The organism is Pseudoscardovia suis, from assembly GCF_002797875.1.
GTDB lineage: Bacteria > Actinomycetota > Actinomycetes > Actinomycetales > Bifidobacteriaceae > Pseudoscardovia > Pseudoscardovia suis.
Map to the genome: position 1 here is coordinate 78,090 of NZ_PGFC01000006.1, position 16,283 is coordinate 94,372.

The 16,283-nt window shown below is 66.8% G+C and carries 26 protein-coding genes; 6 read left to right on the forward strand and 20 right to left on the reverse strand.

Annotation, left to right across the window (positions count from 1 at the left end):
- Positions 1–7: 7 nt before the first annotated feature.
- The 7 genes from CLV65_RS07320 to CLV65_RS07350 all read right to left on the reverse strand — a co-directional run bounded on the left by CLV65_RS07320 (position 8) and on the right by CLV65_RS07350 (position 6,176).
- Complete coding sequence (locus tag CLV65_RS07320; protein ID WP_094690720.1) at positions 8–1,678, reverse strand: phage portal protein; 1,671 nt, start codon at positions 1,676–1,678, stop codon at positions 8–10.
- Between the two features lie 32 nt (positions 1,679–1,710).
- Positions 1,711–3,150 (reverse strand): terminase, encoded by a 1,440-nt coding sequence (locus CLV65_RS07325; protein ID WP_094690721.1) that lies wholly within the window; start codon positions 3,148–3,150, stop codon positions 1,711–1,713.
- The gene (locus tag CLV65_RS07330) at positions 3,125–3,628 is read right to left on the reverse strand and encodes a hypothetical protein (protein WP_094690722.1); all 504 of its coding nucleotides are present in this window, start codon (positions 3,626–3,628) and stop codon (positions 3,125–3,127) included. Before CLV65_RS07330 ends, CLV65_RS07325 begins: the two co-directional genes overlap by 26 nt.
- Before the next feature lie 124 nt (positions 3,629–3,752).
- Positions 3,753–4,088 (reverse strand): HNH endonuclease, encoded by a 336-nt coding sequence (locus CLV65_RS07335; RefSeq protein ID WP_094690723.1) that lies wholly within the window; start codon positions 4,086–4,088, stop codon positions 3,753–3,755.
- A 224-nt stretch (positions 4,089–4,312) separates the two neighbouring features.
- Positions 4,313–5,143, reverse strand: a complete 831-nt coding sequence (locus CLV65_RS07340) for a hypothetical protein (RefSeq protein WP_094690724.1) — start codon at positions 5,141–5,143, stop codon at positions 4,313–4,315.
- Complete coding sequence (locus tag CLV65_RS07345; RefSeq protein WP_169925502.1) at positions 5,140–5,865, reverse strand: helix-turn-helix domain-containing protein; 726 nt, start codon at positions 5,863–5,865, stop codon at positions 5,140–5,142. The genes CLV65_RS07340 and CLV65_RS07345 overlap by 4 nt, the downstream gene beginning before the upstream one ends.
- 92 nt (positions 5,866–5,957) lie before the next feature.
- The gene (locus tag CLV65_RS07350) at positions 5,958–6,176 is read right to left on the reverse strand and encodes a hypothetical protein (RefSeq protein ID WP_094690726.1); all 219 of its coding nucleotides are present in this window, start codon (positions 6,174–6,176) and stop codon (positions 5,958–5,960) included.
- On the opposite strand from CLV65_RS07350, the gene CLV65_RS08870 reads away from it, so the two are divergent.
- On the forward strand, positions 6,175–6,465 hold the full coding sequence (locus CLV65_RS08870) for a hypothetical protein (RefSeq protein WP_094690727.1): 291 nt from the start codon (positions 6,175–6,177) through the stop codon (positions 6,463–6,465). The two genes, CLV65_RS07350 and CLV65_RS08870, sit on opposite strands and share 2 nt — an antisense overlap.
- A gap of 10 nt (positions 6,466–6,475) precedes the next feature.
- Here the strand turns inward: CLV65_RS08870 and CLV65_RS07360 are convergent, their stop codons facing one another.
- The 12 genes from CLV65_RS07360 to CLV65_RS07415 form a co-directional block, all read right to left on the reverse strand.
- Positions 6,476–6,790 carry a hypothetical protein gene (locus CLV65_RS07360; protein WP_094690728.1) on the reverse strand — a complete coding sequence of 105 codons (315 nt, stop codon included), beginning with the start codon at positions 6,788–6,790 and terminating at the stop codon, positions 6,476–6,478.
- Complete coding sequence (locus CLV65_RS07365) at positions 6,777–7,178, reverse strand: hypothetical protein (protein WP_094690934.1); 402 nt, start codon at positions 7,176–7,178, stop codon at positions 6,777–6,779. Before CLV65_RS07365 ends, CLV65_RS07360 begins: the two co-directional genes overlap by 14 nt.
- Before the next feature lie 130 nt (positions 7,179–7,308).
- Positions 7,309–7,806, reverse strand: coding sequence for a single-stranded DNA-binding protein (gene ssb / locus CLV65_RS07370; protein ID WP_157847253.1), 498 nt, complete (start codon positions 7,804–7,806; stop codon positions 7,309–7,311).
- Positions 7,799–8,776: a recombinase RecT gene (locus tag CLV65_RS07375; RefSeq protein WP_094690730.1), complete on the reverse strand. Its 978-nt coding sequence runs from the start codon at positions 8,774–8,776 to the stop codon at positions 7,799–7,801. The genes ssb and CLV65_RS07375 overlap by 8 nt, the downstream gene beginning before the upstream one ends.
- A complete protein-coding gene (locus CLV65_RS07380; protein WP_094690731.1) occupies positions 8,773–9,366 on the reverse strand; it encodes a hypothetical protein in 594 nt (197 codons plus the stop codon). Before CLV65_RS07380 ends, CLV65_RS07375 begins: the two co-directional genes overlap by 4 nt.
- Positions 9,363–9,875, reverse strand: a complete 513-nt coding sequence (locus tag CLV65_RS07385; RefSeq protein ID WP_094690732.1) for a hypothetical protein — start codon at positions 9,873–9,875, stop codon at positions 9,363–9,365. The genes CLV65_RS07380 and CLV65_RS07385 overlap by 4 nt, the downstream gene beginning before the upstream one ends.
- The gene (locus CLV65_RS07390) at positions 9,872–10,099 is read right to left on the reverse strand and encodes a hypothetical protein (RefSeq protein WP_144441846.1); all 228 of its coding nucleotides are present in this window, start codon (positions 10,097–10,099) and stop codon (positions 9,872–9,874) included. The genes CLV65_RS07385 and CLV65_RS07390 overlap by 4 nt, the downstream gene beginning before the upstream one ends.
- A complete protein-coding gene (locus tag CLV65_RS07395) occupies positions 10,077–10,508 on the reverse strand; it encodes a hypothetical protein (RefSeq protein ID WP_144441847.1) in 432 nt (143 codons plus the stop codon). Before CLV65_RS07395 ends, CLV65_RS07390 begins: the two co-directional genes overlap by 23 nt.
- Positions 10,505–10,750 carry a hypothetical protein gene (locus CLV65_RS07400; protein WP_094690735.1) on the reverse strand — a complete coding sequence of 82 codons (246 nt, stop codon included), beginning with the start codon at positions 10,748–10,750 and terminating at the stop codon, positions 10,505–10,507. Before CLV65_RS07400 ends, CLV65_RS07395 begins: the two co-directional genes overlap by 4 nt.
- A complete protein-coding gene (locus CLV65_RS09225) occupies positions 10,747–10,983 on the reverse strand; it encodes a helix-turn-helix transcriptional regulator (RefSeq protein ID WP_094690736.1) in 237 nt (78 codons plus the stop codon). Before CLV65_RS09225 ends, CLV65_RS07400 begins: the two co-directional genes overlap by 4 nt.
- A complete protein-coding gene (locus CLV65_RS07410) occupies positions 10,970–11,803 on the reverse strand; it encodes a phage antirepressor KilAC domain-containing protein (protein WP_094690737.1) in 834 nt (277 codons plus the stop codon). The genes CLV65_RS09225 and CLV65_RS07410 overlap by 14 nt, the downstream gene beginning before the upstream one ends.
- A complete protein-coding gene (locus CLV65_RS07415) occupies positions 11,784–12,095 on the reverse strand; it encodes a hypothetical protein (RefSeq protein ID WP_157847254.1) in 312 nt (103 codons plus the stop codon). The genes CLV65_RS07410 and CLV65_RS07415 overlap by 20 nt, the downstream gene beginning before the upstream one ends.
- A gap of 86 nt (positions 12,096–12,181) precedes the next feature.
- Between CLV65_RS07415 and CLV65_RS07420 the strand changes: the two genes are divergently transcribed.
- From CLV65_RS07420 to CLV65_RS07435, 4 genes are read left to right on the forward strand one after another with little or no spacing between them, the layout of a single operon-like run.
- Positions 12,182–12,547 carry a helix-turn-helix domain-containing protein gene (locus tag CLV65_RS07420; RefSeq protein WP_094690739.1) on the forward strand — a complete coding sequence of 122 codons (366 nt, stop codon included), beginning with the start codon at positions 12,182–12,184 and terminating at the stop codon, positions 12,545–12,547.
- Between the two features lie 16 nt (positions 12,548–12,563).
- Entirely contained in the window at positions 12,564–13,010 is a 447-nt protein-coding gene (locus tag CLV65_RS07425) for a DUF6978 family protein (protein ID WP_094690740.1), read from the forward strand.
- The gene (locus CLV65_RS07430) at positions 13,007–13,783 is read left to right on the forward strand and encodes a DUF1829 domain-containing protein (protein ID WP_094690741.1); all 777 of its coding nucleotides are present in this window, start codon (positions 13,007–13,009) and stop codon (positions 13,781–13,783) included. Before CLV65_RS07425 ends, CLV65_RS07430 begins: the two co-directional genes overlap by 4 nt.
- Positions 13,780–14,199 carry an ImmA/IrrE family metallo-endopeptidase gene (locus tag CLV65_RS07435; protein ID WP_244569093.1) on the forward strand — a complete coding sequence of 140 codons (420 nt, stop codon included), beginning with the start codon at positions 13,780–13,782 and terminating at the stop codon, positions 14,197–14,199. Before CLV65_RS07430 ends, CLV65_RS07435 begins: the two co-directional genes overlap by 4 nt.
- A gap of 2 nt (positions 14,200–14,201) precedes the next feature.
- Here the strand turns inward: CLV65_RS07435 and CLV65_RS07440 are convergent, their stop codons facing one another.
- Positions 14,202–14,891, reverse strand: a complete 690-nt coding sequence (locus tag CLV65_RS07440; protein WP_144441849.1) for a DUF1206 domain-containing protein — start codon at positions 14,889–14,891, stop codon at positions 14,202–14,204.
- Between the two features lie 204 nt (positions 14,892–15,095).
- Between CLV65_RS07440 and CLV65_RS07445 the strand changes: the two genes are divergently transcribed.
- Positions 15,096–16,220: a tyrosine-type recombinase/integrase gene (locus tag CLV65_RS07445; protein ID WP_094690743.1), complete on the forward strand. Its 1,125-nt coding sequence runs from the start codon at positions 15,096–15,098 to the stop codon at positions 16,218–16,220.
- The last annotated feature ends 63 nt before the right edge of the window (positions 16,221–16,283 follow it).

The following is a 16,283-nucleotide window of genomic DNA, read 5'->3' on the forward strand; positions in this document are numbered from 1 at the left end:
ATTCCGTTTACTTGCTATCGTCGCGTAGGCTGACGGGGATCATGCCGGTGAAGTCGATGCCGTCAAGCCCGAGCTTTGCCGCCGCACTCTGCGGGCTGACTCCGGATCTGATCGCCACACCAAGCGCGTCGAACGCCGTCTTCAACTCAGACGCCCCCCAGTTTTCAGAGGGCTTGGCGGAAGACTGTTGTGTGCCGCCGGTACCGGCGTCTGCCGTCGCCGTGCCCGTCTGGCCTTGTTCCGGCTGGTTGACCGACTGGCGGAGCGCGTCGAGCGTGTCCTGGGCGCGCTGCCTGGACTCCCATGCCTTGACGCTCTTGATCTCAGCCTCGCTAAGTCCGAGGTGGCGGCGTCCCACGTCGCTCTTTGCGACCGCCTCGTCGACGCTGCCGACCTTCGTCAGCCAGTCCGCCTTCGCGGCATCCGAACTGACGTTCACCGGATCCCACACGGGGGTGATTCCGGACAGGTCAACGTCCGCGAGCTGCTTGTAGCCGCCTTGCATGTAGATTGCGACGCGCATCAATTGCATCAGCTGGCCGGTGAACTCGCGGTTCTGCCGTTCGGCGATGCGACTCAACCGCTGCTCCGCCGCGTTGATGGCCTCCACGCTCGTCGGGTTCGACAGGCGGATGCCGAGCGCCTCGGCGGGGATATCCGTCGCGCTGGACACCATCATCGCGATCGTCTCGAGCATCGAACTGTACGGCGTCATGCTCGCCTGCTGGAGCTGCTGGACAGTCGGCACAAGCCCGTCCTCGTCACGCGATACGGCGTTGATGCTCGTCATCAGGCGGCTCCACTTGCTGCCCTGGAACGCGTCCGGGTCCAGGCCAAGGAACCACACGCGCGGCGACGCGTAGAAGGCGGCAGAGGTGTCCATCTCGGTCATCGTCCTGAACCCCATGTCCGTGAGCGCCATGAGGGTGCGGCTGATTCTCGACCGTCCGAACGGACGGTCCAATTGCCTGTCGAATGCGATCGGGACGACAGGCGTGACCGGGCATGCGGGGTCGCGCCACGTGCATGCGGCGCTCCACCCCGTCCCGTCTGCCGTCAGCTCCCAGGCGCGGCCTGGAAGCCACAAGGTCATCGCGGTCGCCCTGCCGAGCCTGTCGTTCTCGGTGACCGTCAGCGCGCAGCGTATGCGGTTGCGGCGCCTGTCCCAGACCGCCGCGCTCCAATCCGCGGCGCGGGCGACGACCTGCACGTCACGCGTCTCCGCATCCGGATACACCGTCAGGAAAGCGCACGAATGCTTGTAGGCGGAGGTGATGGCCTGCCCCATCATGGGGACGAGACCGACACGGTCCGCCAGTTCGACGACGCCGGGGTCGTCGACGTTGGGGTCGATGTTGAATCCTGCGAGCACGCTCTTGTCTGCGAGGCTGCTGACCGCCTTGCGCGGCCAGTCCACCGGACAGGAAGCGTTGGCGCGCATCGACTCGGGGATGGACCCCGCGATGTCGTGCAGCATCTCCTTCCCGTCGTAATACATCGTGCGCAATGCGTTGCGCGCGTAATGCTCATGCCAGACGCGGGAGAGGACCTGCAGCCAGTGGAGCTCCTCATCGCCGAACGCGTCGGCACGGTCCGCGGCGTGCACGTTGCCGACCGTCAGCGGCGCGGCAAGCCAGTCACGCCCCTCGTCGGCCTTCCATTCAAGCGAATAAACCAAAATGCTCCTCCTGTAAGCCTGGCGGCCAACGATCAGCCGACGGACTGCCGGCGCCCAGGGTGACGTGTCGAAGTGAAAGCCCCGTGCAACGCAAGCGTCACCGCGACGAGCGGGCTGATGTCCACGTCAATCCCCGACCGTTGCCATGCGGTCATGCCGCCATGCCCGACCGGACGCAATGTCACGGCGAGCGCCGCATCGGCGAGCGCCGGCTGCTCGGTGTCCGGCAGGTGGGTGACGGTGCGGGCGGCGAGCATGTCGAGCATGCGGCCTGTCGCCTGCCCGAGTTCGCGCGCGCCGGTCACGGTGACCTTGACGTGCCTTGCGCGCAGGTCCGGCAGGAGGCTGAGCGCCGGGCTTTGCGTGTCGATGACGACCGCGGCCGTGCGCGGCCAGCGTTCGGCCAGCCAGTCGACCGCCCACATGCTGCCATGCTCGTGCGTCGAGCGGCATTCGGCGAGTTCCACGTGCGCCGTCCCGTCGGGGTAGCGCATGCATGCGCCGATGCTGATCTCGCTGCGGTCGGGAGGCATGTCGATGCCGAAGCTGACGGTGCCGCCGTCACGCCGTGCGGGGACGCTGGTCGCATCCCACGTGTCCCGGCCGATGACGCCGGCCGCCCCGGTCTCATCCCAGATGCCGAGAGCCTCGCGGCGGAAATCATCCTCCGGCAGCAGCTGCCTCATGCGGATGATGCTGTCCTCGCCAGTCCTGGCTGGGTAGCTTGGGTTCGCTTTCGCCCATGCGTCGCGGTCGTCGCTGTCGCAATCACGAGGCGCGGCAAGCTCGATGTAGGCCATGCCTGTCACGTTGCCTGCGAGCGCCTGCCGACGTTTCATCGCGAACACGTCAGACGGGTCGCCCGGCTTGGGCGGGTTCCCCAGGAACACGGCCAGCGGGTCGCTCGCGGTGTTCATGACCGGAATCATGTTCGACAAAGCCCTGTCCGTGAGGATCTGGCTTTCATCGAACACCTCCACGTCAGCGCCATGGAGGCCGCGTCCGAAGCCGTTCTCGCGGGCGCCGAACATGATGCGCGAGCCGTTCGCGAACACCAGCTCCTGCTGGCCGTTCGCGCGCCTGATGTGGTCGATGTGGCGGGCGACCGCAGGCATCTGCGCCAGGGAGCACATGTCGGCGAAGGTCTCGTCGCTCGTGCGTGTGTGGTGCGCGGTCCAGATGACCTTCAGCCCTGGCGAGAGCATGCACTTGACGAAGAACGCGGTGCCGAGGGTGAACGTCTTCCCGATCTGACGACATGAGCTGACGGTGAGGCCGCCCTGCCCGCAGCAGTAGCGGCCTCCGCTGTCACGGCTGAAAAGAATCCAGAGGAGGCCTTGCTGCCAGAGGTCGTAGTCGATGCCCATGCGGGAGGCGACTATCCTGATGCGGTCGAAGTCGCTTCTGACGGCCTCGGCCTCCGGCCATTCCAAGACCGCGGCGACCTCAGACAACCGCCTTTCCCGCTCCATCGTCCGCCTCCTGTGTCAAGTCTCGCGAGTCCAGACCGTCTCCCGCGTCGAGGAGCGGGTCGCCGCCCTCGAGCCGGTCGAGACGTTCCACGACCGCGATCAGCTGACGGCTGATAGCCGCCAGTGCATTCGCCGGCGTATCAGGGTCATCCAAAGCCTTGGAGAGGCGGTCGCGGTTGCGGCGCAGCACGTCCTCGAGGCTCTCGTCCATCATGCGTCTGAATTCGTCACGGCTCAGATCCGGGCGTTCCTTCGCCTTCTTCGGCGCTGGCTTCGCGGTCTCGGGCTTCGCGGCTTCTGGCGCGCGCCTGGTTATGTTCGCGGGCTTCGGAGCCTCAGCGGGCTGAGGCATCGTGCCGTTCTTCCTGGCCTTGCGTGCCTTGACCTTCGCTTTGTTGCGGCATTTCACCGAGCAGTACTTCTGCGGCTTGCCGCCGCCGCGCGGGCGGAATCCGGATCCGCATATTACGCATTTCATCACTAGCTCCGTTCCGTTCGGTCCTTCCGTGGTTCCGTCCCGTTCCTTTGGGAGGGGTATCGGCCCTTTGCCCGGGGGGGCTGTGCCGCCCGCCCGGGGGTCACCCGCCCACCCCCTGCCTGGGCTACCAGGCGCTCGGCTTGTTGGCTCTCTCGCTTGCGCGCCAAGCCGTGCGGTTGCCTTGCATGCCTTGCATTGCTTGTGGTGTCTTGTTTCCTCTGCGTTCGTTGCAGATCCTGTGTGCGAGCCGGACGTTGGACCAGTCGAGTGGGTCGCCGCCGCGGCTGACGGGGATGACCTCGTCGACTTCGCCGCTCCATGGGTGGCCGGGCGGAAGCGTCTTGTCGACTGGCCGTCCGCAGAGCCAGCAGGTGTCGTAGGCTGCGAGGACTCGTTTGCGCAGGCGTGTGCGGCGGCTGCCGTTGCGACGGCGGGGGTTGCTCTTGGATTGTCGTGTCATGGTGGGGCCTCCGGTGTCGGGCCGGGTTCGCCGTGCATGGTGGTGGGGGTGGTTGTCATGCCCGCTGGCGGTGGCGTGTCCAGGGTGGTGCCGCCGGCGGTGGCGTCGCTTCCTTGTGCGGGCCCCGCGCTCCCCTGGCGTTGTTGGCTGCCTAGGGTATGCGAAAAGCCAGCCCTTACGGTACTGGCTTATGTTAGTCAGCTTAGAGGCGCAATCGGTTTGTGTCAAGTGGTTTGCGTGTCGCGTGTGGCGTGGTGCTTGGGCAGGTCTCCGACGGTGTCATGTGTTGTCCTCCGGTCTTGGATGGCGTCGAGGATGGCTTGCATGCTGGTCTGCCATTGGGTGCCGTCGGGTGTGCGTTGTGCGGTGAGTTTGCCGCGTCGGATCCAGTCGCTGACCTGGTGACCGGTGGTGCGGATGCCTGTGGTGGCGGTGGTCCATCGGGCTATCTGGCTGGGCGTGCCTTGGATGGTGTTTGCTTGGAGGGTCTGGGCGATGCGGGTGGCGCGCCGTGTTTTGAGCCATTGCGTGTCCCATTGGCTGTGGCATGTGGGGCATGTGATGACCGTCTCGCTGTCTTGTGCGAAGAGGGGTTGGTGGCATTGGGGGCATTCGCCGATGGCGTGGGTGTCTTCCGTGGGGTCGGTCATGCGCCATGTCCTGGCGATTGTGTTGATGGTGGTGCGCATGGCTGTTGCTGCTTGGTCGGTCTGGCTGATGTGGGGCAGGTTGGCGAGGATCGTGTTGAGGAGGCGTGGCCAGTGTGTTTCGGTGGCGAGCTTCTGGTCGTGGAGGGTGGCGATCCAGTTGAGCAGGCTGGTGATCTCCTGCATTTGGTCTTGGGCGGTCCAGTCGATTGGCTGGGGTGTGGTCGCGTGCGTGCTCCTGCCGGCATCGTGGCTGGTGTGTGTCTGCCGCCAGGCTTTGAGTTGGAGGGCTTGTATGGCGAGTGGGATGGCGTGGAGTGCGTTCCTCCATTCGCCTTGGCAGTGCCGGCAGAGTCCTGGGTGGTTGGTTGGTGTGAGGCATGCGGGGCAGTGTGTGGTGGTGGTCATCGTGTCTCCTTGTGTGCTGCGTGGGTGAGCCGGTTTGCCACGGATGCGTGGCAGACGGGGCACGCCTGCGCCGTGATGGTGCCGTCGAGGTGCGCGGTGACCTGGTCGCGCGTGCATTTGCCTGGGCGCAGGCTGTAGCTGCTCCCGTCTGGCATGGTCACGACCTGTTCGCTGCCGTTCATGGTGTACATCCGGTCTCCTTCCTTCCCTGGCTTTGATGCGCCTCCCCCCGTGGGGGGCTTTAGGGGGTTGTCTTTTTCCTTGTCTTTTTCCTTGTCTTTTTCCTTGTTTCTATTGGGTGACATGGTTGTCACCCCGTGAGTACCCGATTTGTCACCCCGTGGCGCCCGATTTGTCACCCCGTGAGTACCCGATTTGTCACCCCGTGGAAGCGGGGTGCCCGATTTGTCACCCCGCTCACCCGCCGGCGCAAGCATCCGCAACGCTTTGCGGGCGCACTCATACTCACGGACGGTCTTCTTGAGGTCCCCGCGGAGGAACTCATCCGGCACGTCGAGCCTCCAGACAGCCGGCGCCCTGTCAGGCCTCGCCTTGCCAAAATCAGCGGCGGACCCGACATAGGCGATGAACCCACCGTCTTCGAGCCTGCGCAGCAGGCGCTGCACGTTCCGCTCGCTCATGCCGAGCTCCGCCGCCACGGTCGAGACGCTCGGCCATGACAGGCCGTCCGAATCGGCACGAAGCGCGAGATAGATCAGCACGCACCGCATGCCAGGGTTCGCGCATCCGCTGAACCGGATCGCCCACAGTGCAGCCCTCGTGCTCATCGTCCCCACCACCTTTCATTCGCTTGTCATTCGGCGCGCATGCGCGTGATCTGGCGGCGCATGCTGCGCATGATCCACGCGACGTCGGCAGGCGTCAGCCCATCGGCCTGCGCCGTCTTGGCGCGCGCCTTCTCACGCTGCCGCCTTTTCTTCAACCGCGCCTTCTCCCGGTCGCGGTCGCGCTGCAAGCCCACGCATTCCCCGCGGCCGCAGCACACCGGGGAATCACCGTTCGCGTGGAACATGTACGATCTCCCGCAGAACTCGCAGACCCTCGTTCCCATCGCCTTCTCCTTCCCTGGTCATGCGGCGCGCATGCGCCTCACGATGGGCATGCCATCGCCATTGCACGCCCATTCGGCGCACCACCGTGACTCGATGGTGCTCACGCCATCGGCGCACGCGGTGTCGCCCGCCATGTGCCTCTTTTCACGTTGCGCGGCGGTGCGCTCCTCCCTGCGGGCGCGCAGGCATGCGCGCCGCCCGCAGCAGCAGCCCGTCGTCCCAGGCGACACGAACCGCCTGCCGCAATAACGGCAGACCCTCACATGGCTCGCCATTGTCGGATCTCCCTCCAGCTGGTGGCGATCGCGATGATCGCCTCGCTGGGAGTGATCGCCGGGATGTATGGGTCGCTCCGCGTCCATCCGCGTGGCTCCCCCGGTCGCACCTGGAGGATCTCGCGGATGTGACGGTCCCATGCGGCACGCTCCTCGGCGTGCGAGGCGAGCCACCTGCGGTCGCGGTCACGCTGCCGCGCCTGGCATGCGCCCTGGCTGCATGCGCCGCGCACCTTGCCAGCCGTGGCGGCGGTGAGCTGGCGGCCGCACCAATGGCAGCGCGCGTCACACACCGTCATCGCACCCACCGTCTTCCGGCCCGAGCTCGACGCAGTGGTTGAGGATGCGGGCGAACGTCTCGAGGGTCATGGTCACCCACTGCGAGCCGACGCCCTCGCGTGACTGGATGCCGACGCCGCTGCGCTTGTGGACGACGACGGGGAGGATGCCGTCGGCATTGCCTGCCTCGGTCTCCGCCTCGCGCATCCATTCGGCGAGCTCCATGCGCCGATGCGACTTCGCCTCGATGGTGACGGGCTCGCCGTCGATGATGACGCCGCCGATGTCACCCCGGTCCCTGGACCCGTGGAGCGATTCACGGTGGATCGTCTTGTCGTCGAGAGCCCATTGCAGCCATCGGGTGACGGCCGTCTCGAATGCCGTGCCCTTCTGCTTCTGCCTGCTCATCAGTGCCTCCGTCTCCATGCCGCGCGCATGAGCGGCGGCGTGTCCTGCGGGCTGTGCGTGTGGCGTGGCATCCACGCGCCGCACAACCCGCACCATTCGCATCCATGCGACGCCTCCCACGGGCGGAGCGTCAGAATTCCGCGTCGCCCCATGGGTCGCCTCCCGTCGCCTTGTCGCCTCCGAAGCCGCCGAACACCCGCGCTCCCTGCGACGTGGCGCCATCAGCGAATCCCTGAGCCTGAGCCTGAGCCGACCAGTTGCCCTGGGAAGGGGACGCCGGACGCCAGGACAGGTCGAGTCCGATGGCGTCAACCTCGAGGCGCAGGCTATGCCGGTTGTTGCCGTCACGGTCCGTCCAGTCGTTCTCGGCGATGGTTCCCGTCGCGATGACAGGCTGTCCCTTCCGCAGGCTCCCGGCGACGTTCGTGGCGAGCGTGCGCTTGCCACGGTCCCATGCCTGGCATTCGAGCCACAGGGTCGTGCCGTCGACCCATTCGCCCCGCTGCCTGTCATATCGGCGCGGCGTGTACGCGACGGTGAAATTGCAGACGGTCGCCTGCCCTGCCCGCTTGAGCTCGGGGTCGCGTGCGAGCCTTCCCGTGACCGTCAGACGCGGTCCGTCACTCATCGGTCCCCTCCTTCGTGTCTGTGGGCGTCGCGTCGGTCGCGTCAGCCTGCGGGGTCGCGTCCCGGGGCTCCTGCCTGTGCAGGCTGCGCACGGCATTGGCGATTGCCTGCTCGGTGTGCGCTCCGTCGGCGGCGAGGCTGAGCGCCTCCCCGTCGGTGAGCCCGTCAGTGTCGGCGAGCCCGTCACGACCGGTGAGGTCCTTCAAGACGAGCATCGCCTGTGCGGCGCTCCTCACGCCGGCGCGCGCCATGCTCCCGTGAACCCACGCCCTGGCTTCCATAGGGTCCATGGCGGCGTCCTGCGCGTCGTCCATGCCGAACCCGTCCACTTGCCCGGGGTCGTCGGGTTCGACGCCCAGAGGGGCGTTCAAGTCGCTCTGAGGGGCATGCGTGGGCGGAGCGTCCGGCACGACGCGCGCCGTGACATGCTGCGCCGATGATTGGATTTCCTCCGGCGTGTAAGCCAAGCCGAGCACCACGTCCGGCACCGCCAGGCGCGCCGCGCTCGTCAACGCACGCCAGCTGAGCATCGTCATCGGATCCTTAGCCCACATGCCGCGCCCGGCGAGCCCCATGCGCTTGGCACGGTCCATGCTCCACGTCTCCGTCACGCTGCTCCCGTCGTCCGCGCGCGTGATCGTGCACGACACGACCAGGCGCTTCTCGTCGCGCTGGTAGTCGATGCGATGGCCTGCGCGGCGGATGAGCGCCGCGATGAGCATCGCGCTGGCGGTCGGCGTGCCGTTGATGACGTTGATGCTCGTGAGCGCGCTGATAGGCTCGATGCCCATGCTCTTGCCGAGCATGACCGCGCCGAGCACGTCGGCCGGGTTGCCGTTGAATCGCTTCGCGAACATCGCGCTGTGGCTCAGCGCCTTCGCCATCTGCATGTCGGTTCGCAGCTCGATCTCGTCGAGCTCCTGCTTGCTCATCTCACGCCCGTCGGGGCGCTTCTCGATTTCCTGCGTCATTGCTCAACATCTCCTTCGTTGGTGTCATGGTCGTTGTCGTGTGCCGTGCCGGCGGGGTCGGCAGGCGGCATGATGAGCCGCACCGCGTCGCGGATGCCCTGCGCCGTCCATGCCCGGGTCACCACGCCGCGTTCGAGTCTCACGGTGACTGTCGCCGCACGTCCGCGCCGCACTTCCACGCCGGGCGGCAGCTCGCCGCCCGCGTTGCGCACGAGACGCGCGAGGAAGTCCTGCGACATTGCCTCGCTTTCGGGCACCCACCGCTTGACCGCGGCAGGCATGCCGCCGAGCATCGTCACCTGGTGCGCGGCGAGCCACCCGCCGAAAGCCACGGGGTCGGTCACCTCGAGCCTGTCGGGCTGGTCGCGTCCGATGGCGATCGTGCCGACCGTCCCGCCACCGGCTCCGCTGATGTCCTCCGTCATGCCCTGCCCGTGGTCGGGGCGCGCCTCCCACGCGTGGATGCGCGGCTTGAGCTCCATGTCGATGCGCTTGGCGAGCAGCTTGAGCAAGCCGATCTCGCGCTTGAGCTGCCAGTCAGGCGTCATGTCGAGCCTGTCCTGCATGCCGTCGTCTTCTCCCGCCATCATCTGGCTCCTTCCTGTTTGGTTTGTTTTGTCGGGTCGGGCCCTGTGCCGGCGAGCCATGCGGCGACCGCCTCCCAATGGGCGGCTTCGTTCGCGCATGGGTCCGAGCACCATGTCCGACCGGGCTTCGTCTTCATTCCGCAGACCGGGCAGTGCCATGGCGTCGGCGCTGGTCTCTTCTCGCGCCATTCGCGGAGGCGCCGCGCCCACTCCTGGCGCCGGTCGTCTCCCGCGATGCCGCCGGGCACGCCGCCTCCGCCATGCCCCTGCCCTGCGCGCATGGCTTCGATGTCGGCGCGGAACGCGTCAATCGTCTCCTGCGCCTGGCGCCCCCGCTCCATGCGGTCGCGCTTTTCGTCACGGATTGACTCCAACGCGTGGCGCATCCATGAGCGTCCCTGGTCGTCGGCGTCCCACTTCCGGCGGCATTCGGGGCTGCCGCAGATGCCGCCGCAGTTCGGCGACCACCGGTAGAGCAGCACGCCGCAATACTTGCAACGCCTGGGCTTCATGCCAGCTCCTTCCCCGATGCGTCATCCAGTGACATCAGGTCCATCGCCCTGACCTGCTCTTCCAAAGCCAGGCATGCGCGCTCGGCCCTGCCAAGGGCGGCGATGGTGTCCGGGTTTCCCGGAATGCATGAGGTCGTGCGGGCGATGTCCGCGACCGTGCCGGCCAGGCAGGCGACCGTCAGCGCCAGCATCCGCGTCTCGTCACTCCTCTGAATCGTCGTCATCGTCGTCGCCTCCCGTCCATGCGAGCCTCGGCCACATGCCGGCGAGGTTGGTCGCCTCGCTCGTGATGATGTCGTCGGCCGGCGTGACGATCGCAGCGCACGTCAACGCCTGCCGGCAGATGGGCAAGAGCCCTTGGTAGGCCGCCGGGACGTCGGCGCGCACGTCACGGGCGACGAGACCACCCACACAGCCGATGCCGTGGATCGCGGCGTGGGCCATGTGATGCGCCAGCCACGGGGTGTGCCCCGTCGCATGCGGGTCGCCCGCCGCCGGGAGTTCGTGCCCAGCCGCATCGAACCCATGTTCGAGCAGCCACCTGCGGGCGAGCTCCCAGCCGACGACCTCGCCCCACTGGCCCATCGCCCTCACCGCGGCGCACACCGCGTCCAGATCCTGATTACGCATCACCTGCCGCCCCCTTCCATCACGTGCATCCCACGGCCGGCACCGCCGCCCCCGGCGTCAGGCACTTCCAACGCCAGGACGAACACGATCGGCTCGATCATCGTCAGCACGAACCACGTGCAGAACGCGACCGTGTCATGCCCGCCCGTGTAGCCTGTCGCGAGCAACGTCACGCCCAGCACCTGCATGGCCAACGCCATGACAAGCAGCACGACGTGCACCATCACCTTCGCCTTGAGACTCATCTCGACTCCTTCCCGACGTGAATCCCGCCGCTCACCGCATGCACCGCATGCGAATCCATCCATTCCGAAAGCTCGCGACGCGAGTACCGCACGCGCCTGCCAAGCTTCCAGAACCGCGGGCCATCCGTCCGCACGCACCGCCATTTGCACAAAGTCCGCACCGAAAACCCGGTCAGCTCCGCCGCCTCACGCGTGTCGACCAGATCGGCCGGCACCTTCTCAACGCGCCTCATCACGCGCCTCCAATCCGTCCAACGGCTTCGCGCCGTAAAGGTCGATGAAGAACCGTTGCCCCGCGCCGGTCACCTTCGCCGTCCTGCTGATGGTGACGTGACCGTCGCTGTGGGTGACAGCCGTCTCCTTGATGCGGAACAGGCCGCGTTCCATCGCCTTCTGCGTCGGAACGTTCCGGTTCTGCCCCGACTTGCCGAGGTACCCGTCCTCCCGCAGGCGGGCGAACAAACGGTTCTGCCCGACCTGCACGCCGTTCTGCCGCAGCATCTTCGCCAGCTCGCCCACCAGGCACGTGCCATCGCTCGCACTCACCGCGTCGGCGAACAGCACCTTCGGCTTCTGCTCCTCCAACTGGGCCGACTGGGACGCGATGGTCTCCTCCTGCTCGCGGATCCTGCTCTCCAGCCAGCGCATCGACGCGGCCAGCATCTGCTCCGGAGTCATCCGCTCCTGGCCGAGCATGTAACCGCCATGCTTGCGAATCGACGGAAGCACCTCGTGCGTCACCCAACGCTTGAAGCGTTGCGCGCCCTCGACCTTGCTGCCGAGGATCGCGGAGTAGAGGCCGGCTTCGGTGATGACGGTCATCTGCTGGACTCCGCCAAGGGTCTCCACTTGGCGGAGACCCTTCTCGTCGTCATCAAGACGGCGGGTCATGTGCGTCGCGTCACCGTAACCGAGCGTCTTGGCGATGTCGCTCGCGACGAACAACGGCTCCCCCTGCTCGTCGCTGAGCGCGCGGATGCTGCCGAACTCCGTGCTCGTGAATGTTTCGACCGGCGCTTCGACCGGGCTGGTATCATTGATGTTGGAAACCATTCTCTTTATCCTTTCTGGTTTCTTTGCCCGCAGATGGATCCTGCGGGCTTTTGTTTTTCTCCGCGTCGATCGCCTGGGCGATGATGCGGGATGGGTCCTCTCCCAGCCGTTCGGCCAGTGTGAGGAATTCGGACAGCTGCATGTCTCCGCGCTGATAGCGCGCTCCGACTGCCTGCCGCCCGCGTCCGATCGCCTTGCCCTGTTCCCAAAATGGAACGGACTCGGCGCGTGCGCTTCGTGCAAGAGCGGCGACCGCACGTGCCGCCACTCCGTTAGGTCTTTCTAACGTCATGGCTCCAGTATACGTTAGAACTTTCTAACGTCAAGTTAGCACGAGGCGTCGGCGTGTCGCAACTTTCTAACATGCAAAATAGGCCTATGGCAGTCAAAGCAAGAACATGGACAAAAGTCGACTACGACGTCTCCGCCATCCTCACGCAATGCAAAGAGGAGAGCGGCCTGTCCTACCGCGACATAGAGGCCAGGACAGGCATCAACTACGTCCGCGTGCGCGACATCTGCCTCGCACAGCACGGAACGCCGACGCTTGCCGAGTATCTGGCTATCTGCGACGGGTTCCGCCTTGACCCCGTGAACACTCTTCGCAGTATTCTCGCTGACACGCCTCTGCTCGACGATGAGCAGGCGTCTGATGATGCGCCGTTGACCGCCGACGAGATCATGACGCTCGCCGCCAACACCGACCCCAACCGCGACACGGAAGCCGAAACACCACGAGACTAGAAGGAAGGAGCCGACGATGACGGCACGACAGTACGGGCTCACGCAAGCGGAGGCCGACGCGCTGGTCACGGAGATCAAGAACGCGGTCGACGACCGCGTCACGCTACCCTCCGGAGGACAGCAAAGGACACGCTTCACCGTCCAGGCGGAAGACGGCGAGGGATTCTCCATAGCCCTCTACCGCGGCGCACGCAACCCAGCGAAACAGCACGTCGCGGCGATAGCCGTCGACCGCGGCGGCATCCCACTGCTCCGCCTATGCGTCAACGGCACACCGCACACCAACCCCGACGGCACCGTCATCCCCGGCACCCACTGGCACATCTACACCGAAGGATACGGCGACTCCTACGCCACGCCCGCCGGCGACATCACGTCGCCATCATTCGCCGAGAATACAATCAGACTGCTCGACAGATTCCACGTCATCAAGAAGCCCGACATGCAGGAGAGCCTGTTATGACAACCACACGAAACGACTGCGACCGCCTCGCCGACGAATGGGCCGACTGGCTCCGCCGCCAGTCATCCGCCGTACGCCTGGGCGACTGGACGGAGATAACCGTGCCGGTCCTCGACGAATCCAACGACGGGATCCGCTTCTATGCGAAACGCGCCGCCGACGGCACGACCACCTTCACCGACGACGGGTACACGCTCGAACTGTTCGACCTGCGCGGCGTGACCATGACCCCCGCGCGCAGCATGCGGGCCGCGGCCATCGCCCGCCGCTACGGCGCGCGCATCGACGGTGGGCAGATAGTCCTGGACTCGGACGGCGACCGCGGCGACGCCATGAACCGGTACGTGCAGGCACTCGCCGCGATCGGCGGCGTGGCCGAATCCGCGCAGCGCCGGGTGAGCGAGTACTTCGCGGAGGACGTCGCGGCGAGGCTCGACGAATGCAACGTCTTCTACACGCAGAACGTCGGCGTCCGCGGGCTTTCCAGCTACGAGCACAGCTTCGACTTCGTGTTCCAACGGAGCGCGAGGCACCCCACGCGGTTCTGCCAGGCTCCGAATTCGCTCACCAAGGCGACGGTCGAGCGGATCATGTTCGGATGGGACGACACGAGCAGGGCGCCGGAACGGGAGGAGTCGAGGCTCGTCGTCATCGGCGACGACCGTGATGGCACGCTTCCCGCCGCGGCGTTGTCGGCGTTCGACGCGTACGGCGTCGACGTCATCCCATGGTCCCAGCTCGCCGACCGCGCGCCGCAGGAGCTCGCGGCTTGACTGGCCCCACGTCCGATCCGCGCCCCGTGCCAGGGCCGGACCTTGACGCGTGGGCCGGGCGCCTGGGCGTGCATGTGATGGAGCAGCCATTGCCGTGCGGGTACTGCGGCGTGTGGGACTGGAAGCACAACCGCGTGATACTCCACAGCGGCCTCAACGACGTGCAGCGCCGCTGCACGCTATGCCACGAACTATGCCACGCCGAACAAGGGGACACCACGTGCGGCGGCAGGGGCGAGGCGCGCGCCAGGCGCAGGACCGCGCTCGCGCTCATCAGCCCCATCGACTACGCGGCGGCGGAGCAGGTCTGGGACGGGTGCGCCTGGCGGATCGCGTGCGAGCTCGGCGTCACCCTCCAGGTGTTGGACGACTTCCGGCGCATCCTGCACGACCGTGATAGGACGGTGCGGGCGTGAGATCAGAGGCTGTCGCGCAGGAGGTCGAGGACGTCCTTGTTCGTCTCCCCCGTCCGCTTGTCGGAGCGCATGTCGCGCATGGTCATCCACCGGCACACCACGCCGGACGGGAGGGACCCCTGCGGGATTGCGGCGCCCCGGCGCATGCGCGCCTCGTAGAGGGTGTACTCGTAGTGGCGCGGCTCCCCGCCGTGCTCCGTGCTGCGCTTCTCGCTGGAGCGGCTCGTGACGCGCCTCAGGTCGTACCCGTCCGGCCCGATGCCGAACGTGTCGTGCAAGTGGCGGCGGATGAGGGCGACGTTGGTGTCCTCGTCGTCTGCCGTCGCGTGGTTCGGCAGGAACCAGCAACCCCAGCCGTCGTCGCGGTATGCGAGGTAGCGTCCCGTGCCGTCGGTGACGGCCACGAGGGAGCTTCGCTTGCTTGTCCTGTCCATGTCGGTTATCTCCTTGTAGAGCGTTTCGGCCGTCGTGCGGCGACGCACCGCCCTGGCCGTCTCGATGATTCCGTTTGCGGTGGCGGCTATGGCGAGCGCAAGGAACAGCAATCTGGCGGGCTTGTTGCCGATGGCTGCCGCCGAGGGTATGAGGAAGGCGCCCTCGATGGCCGCGAGCGCCGCGTTCCTTATGGTGCCGTGTCCGATGTCCGGTGCGTGGCGCGTGAGCATCTCGCGCAGCCTTGTCGAGTCGACCATGAGCAGCATGGTGCCGATATTAGGCGGTGGTGTGGAGATGCGGCTGTATTGAGCCTGTCGTCTTCGGCGTGGCGTGCCCCGGACGAGGCGTTGGCGGAAGGCCACGCAAGAACCCCAAGGAATAAGAAAAGCCCCCGCGGCCATCACGGCCACGGGGGCTCCCTACCAGGCGAAGCCCGGCATCATCAAGGCAAAGGATACCGCATGACGACGATAACGCCATACGACACCAAACACGGGCGCAGGTGGCGCGTCCGCTACCGCAAGCCCGACGGGTCGCAGACCGACAAGCGAGGCTTCCCCCGCAAGGTCGACGCGGAACGCTGGGCCGCCGAGAACACCATGAGCATCGCGCACGGCACATACGTCGACCCACAAGCCGGGCGGCACACAATAGGAAGCCTGTGGCCCATGTGGATCGCCGCGAAGGAGACGCGGTGCAAACCCAGCTACGTGGCGACGCTGCACACGGCATGGGCGGCGCACGTGGAAAAGGAATGGGGCGGCGTCGCCGTGCGCGGCGTGCGGCGGCAGGCGGTGCAGGAATGGGTCAGCCGCCTCGCCAAGACGCGGAGCGCGAGCGTCACGCTCCGCGCGTACGGCATCCTCGCCGGGATCTGCCGGCAGGCGGTGCGCGACGGACTCGTGCCACGCGACCCATGCGATGGCGTGGAACTGCCCAGGCGCACGAGGAAGCAGCACCATTACCTCGACGCCGTGCAGTTGTTCGCGCTGGCGGATGCGTCGGGCTGGCGGCGCGGCATCGTGCTCACGCTGGGCCTGACCGGCCTGCGGTGGGGCGAGCTCGTCGCCCTCGACGTGCGTGACCTCGACACCGCCAGGCGGCGGCTGTCGGTGTCGAGGAGCATGACCGAGGTGGAAGGCGAGCTCGTGGAGTCCGAACCGAAGACATGGGAACACCGGCAGGTCGCCTACCCGCAGGTGTTGGACGCCGTGATGCGCGGGGCGTGCGAGGGGAAGGCGCCGGGCGCCCCGCTGTTCTCGAACGCGGATGGCACGCGCCTGCGTCGCACGCACGGCCCCAACAGCACGTCGTCCTGGTTCCACTGGGCGAAGAAACGGGCGGGCATAGATTCGCCGCTCACCATCCATGACCTGAGGCACACGGCCGCGAGCATCATGGTGGCGAGCGGCGCGAGCGTCAAGGCGGTGCAAAGGCAGCTCGGGCACGCGAGCGCGGCGATGACGCTCGACACGTACGCCGACCTGTTCGACGACGACCTCGACGCGCTCATGGGGCGGCTCGGCGATCGCATCGCGCGGGATTGTGGGCACGATGTGGGCACGGCGGACGGCACGAGGACGTGAATCCCAGTGTTCGCAACGCTTCCGACGGTCAACGCCTCGGCGTTCAATCCCCCGCGGCTCCAC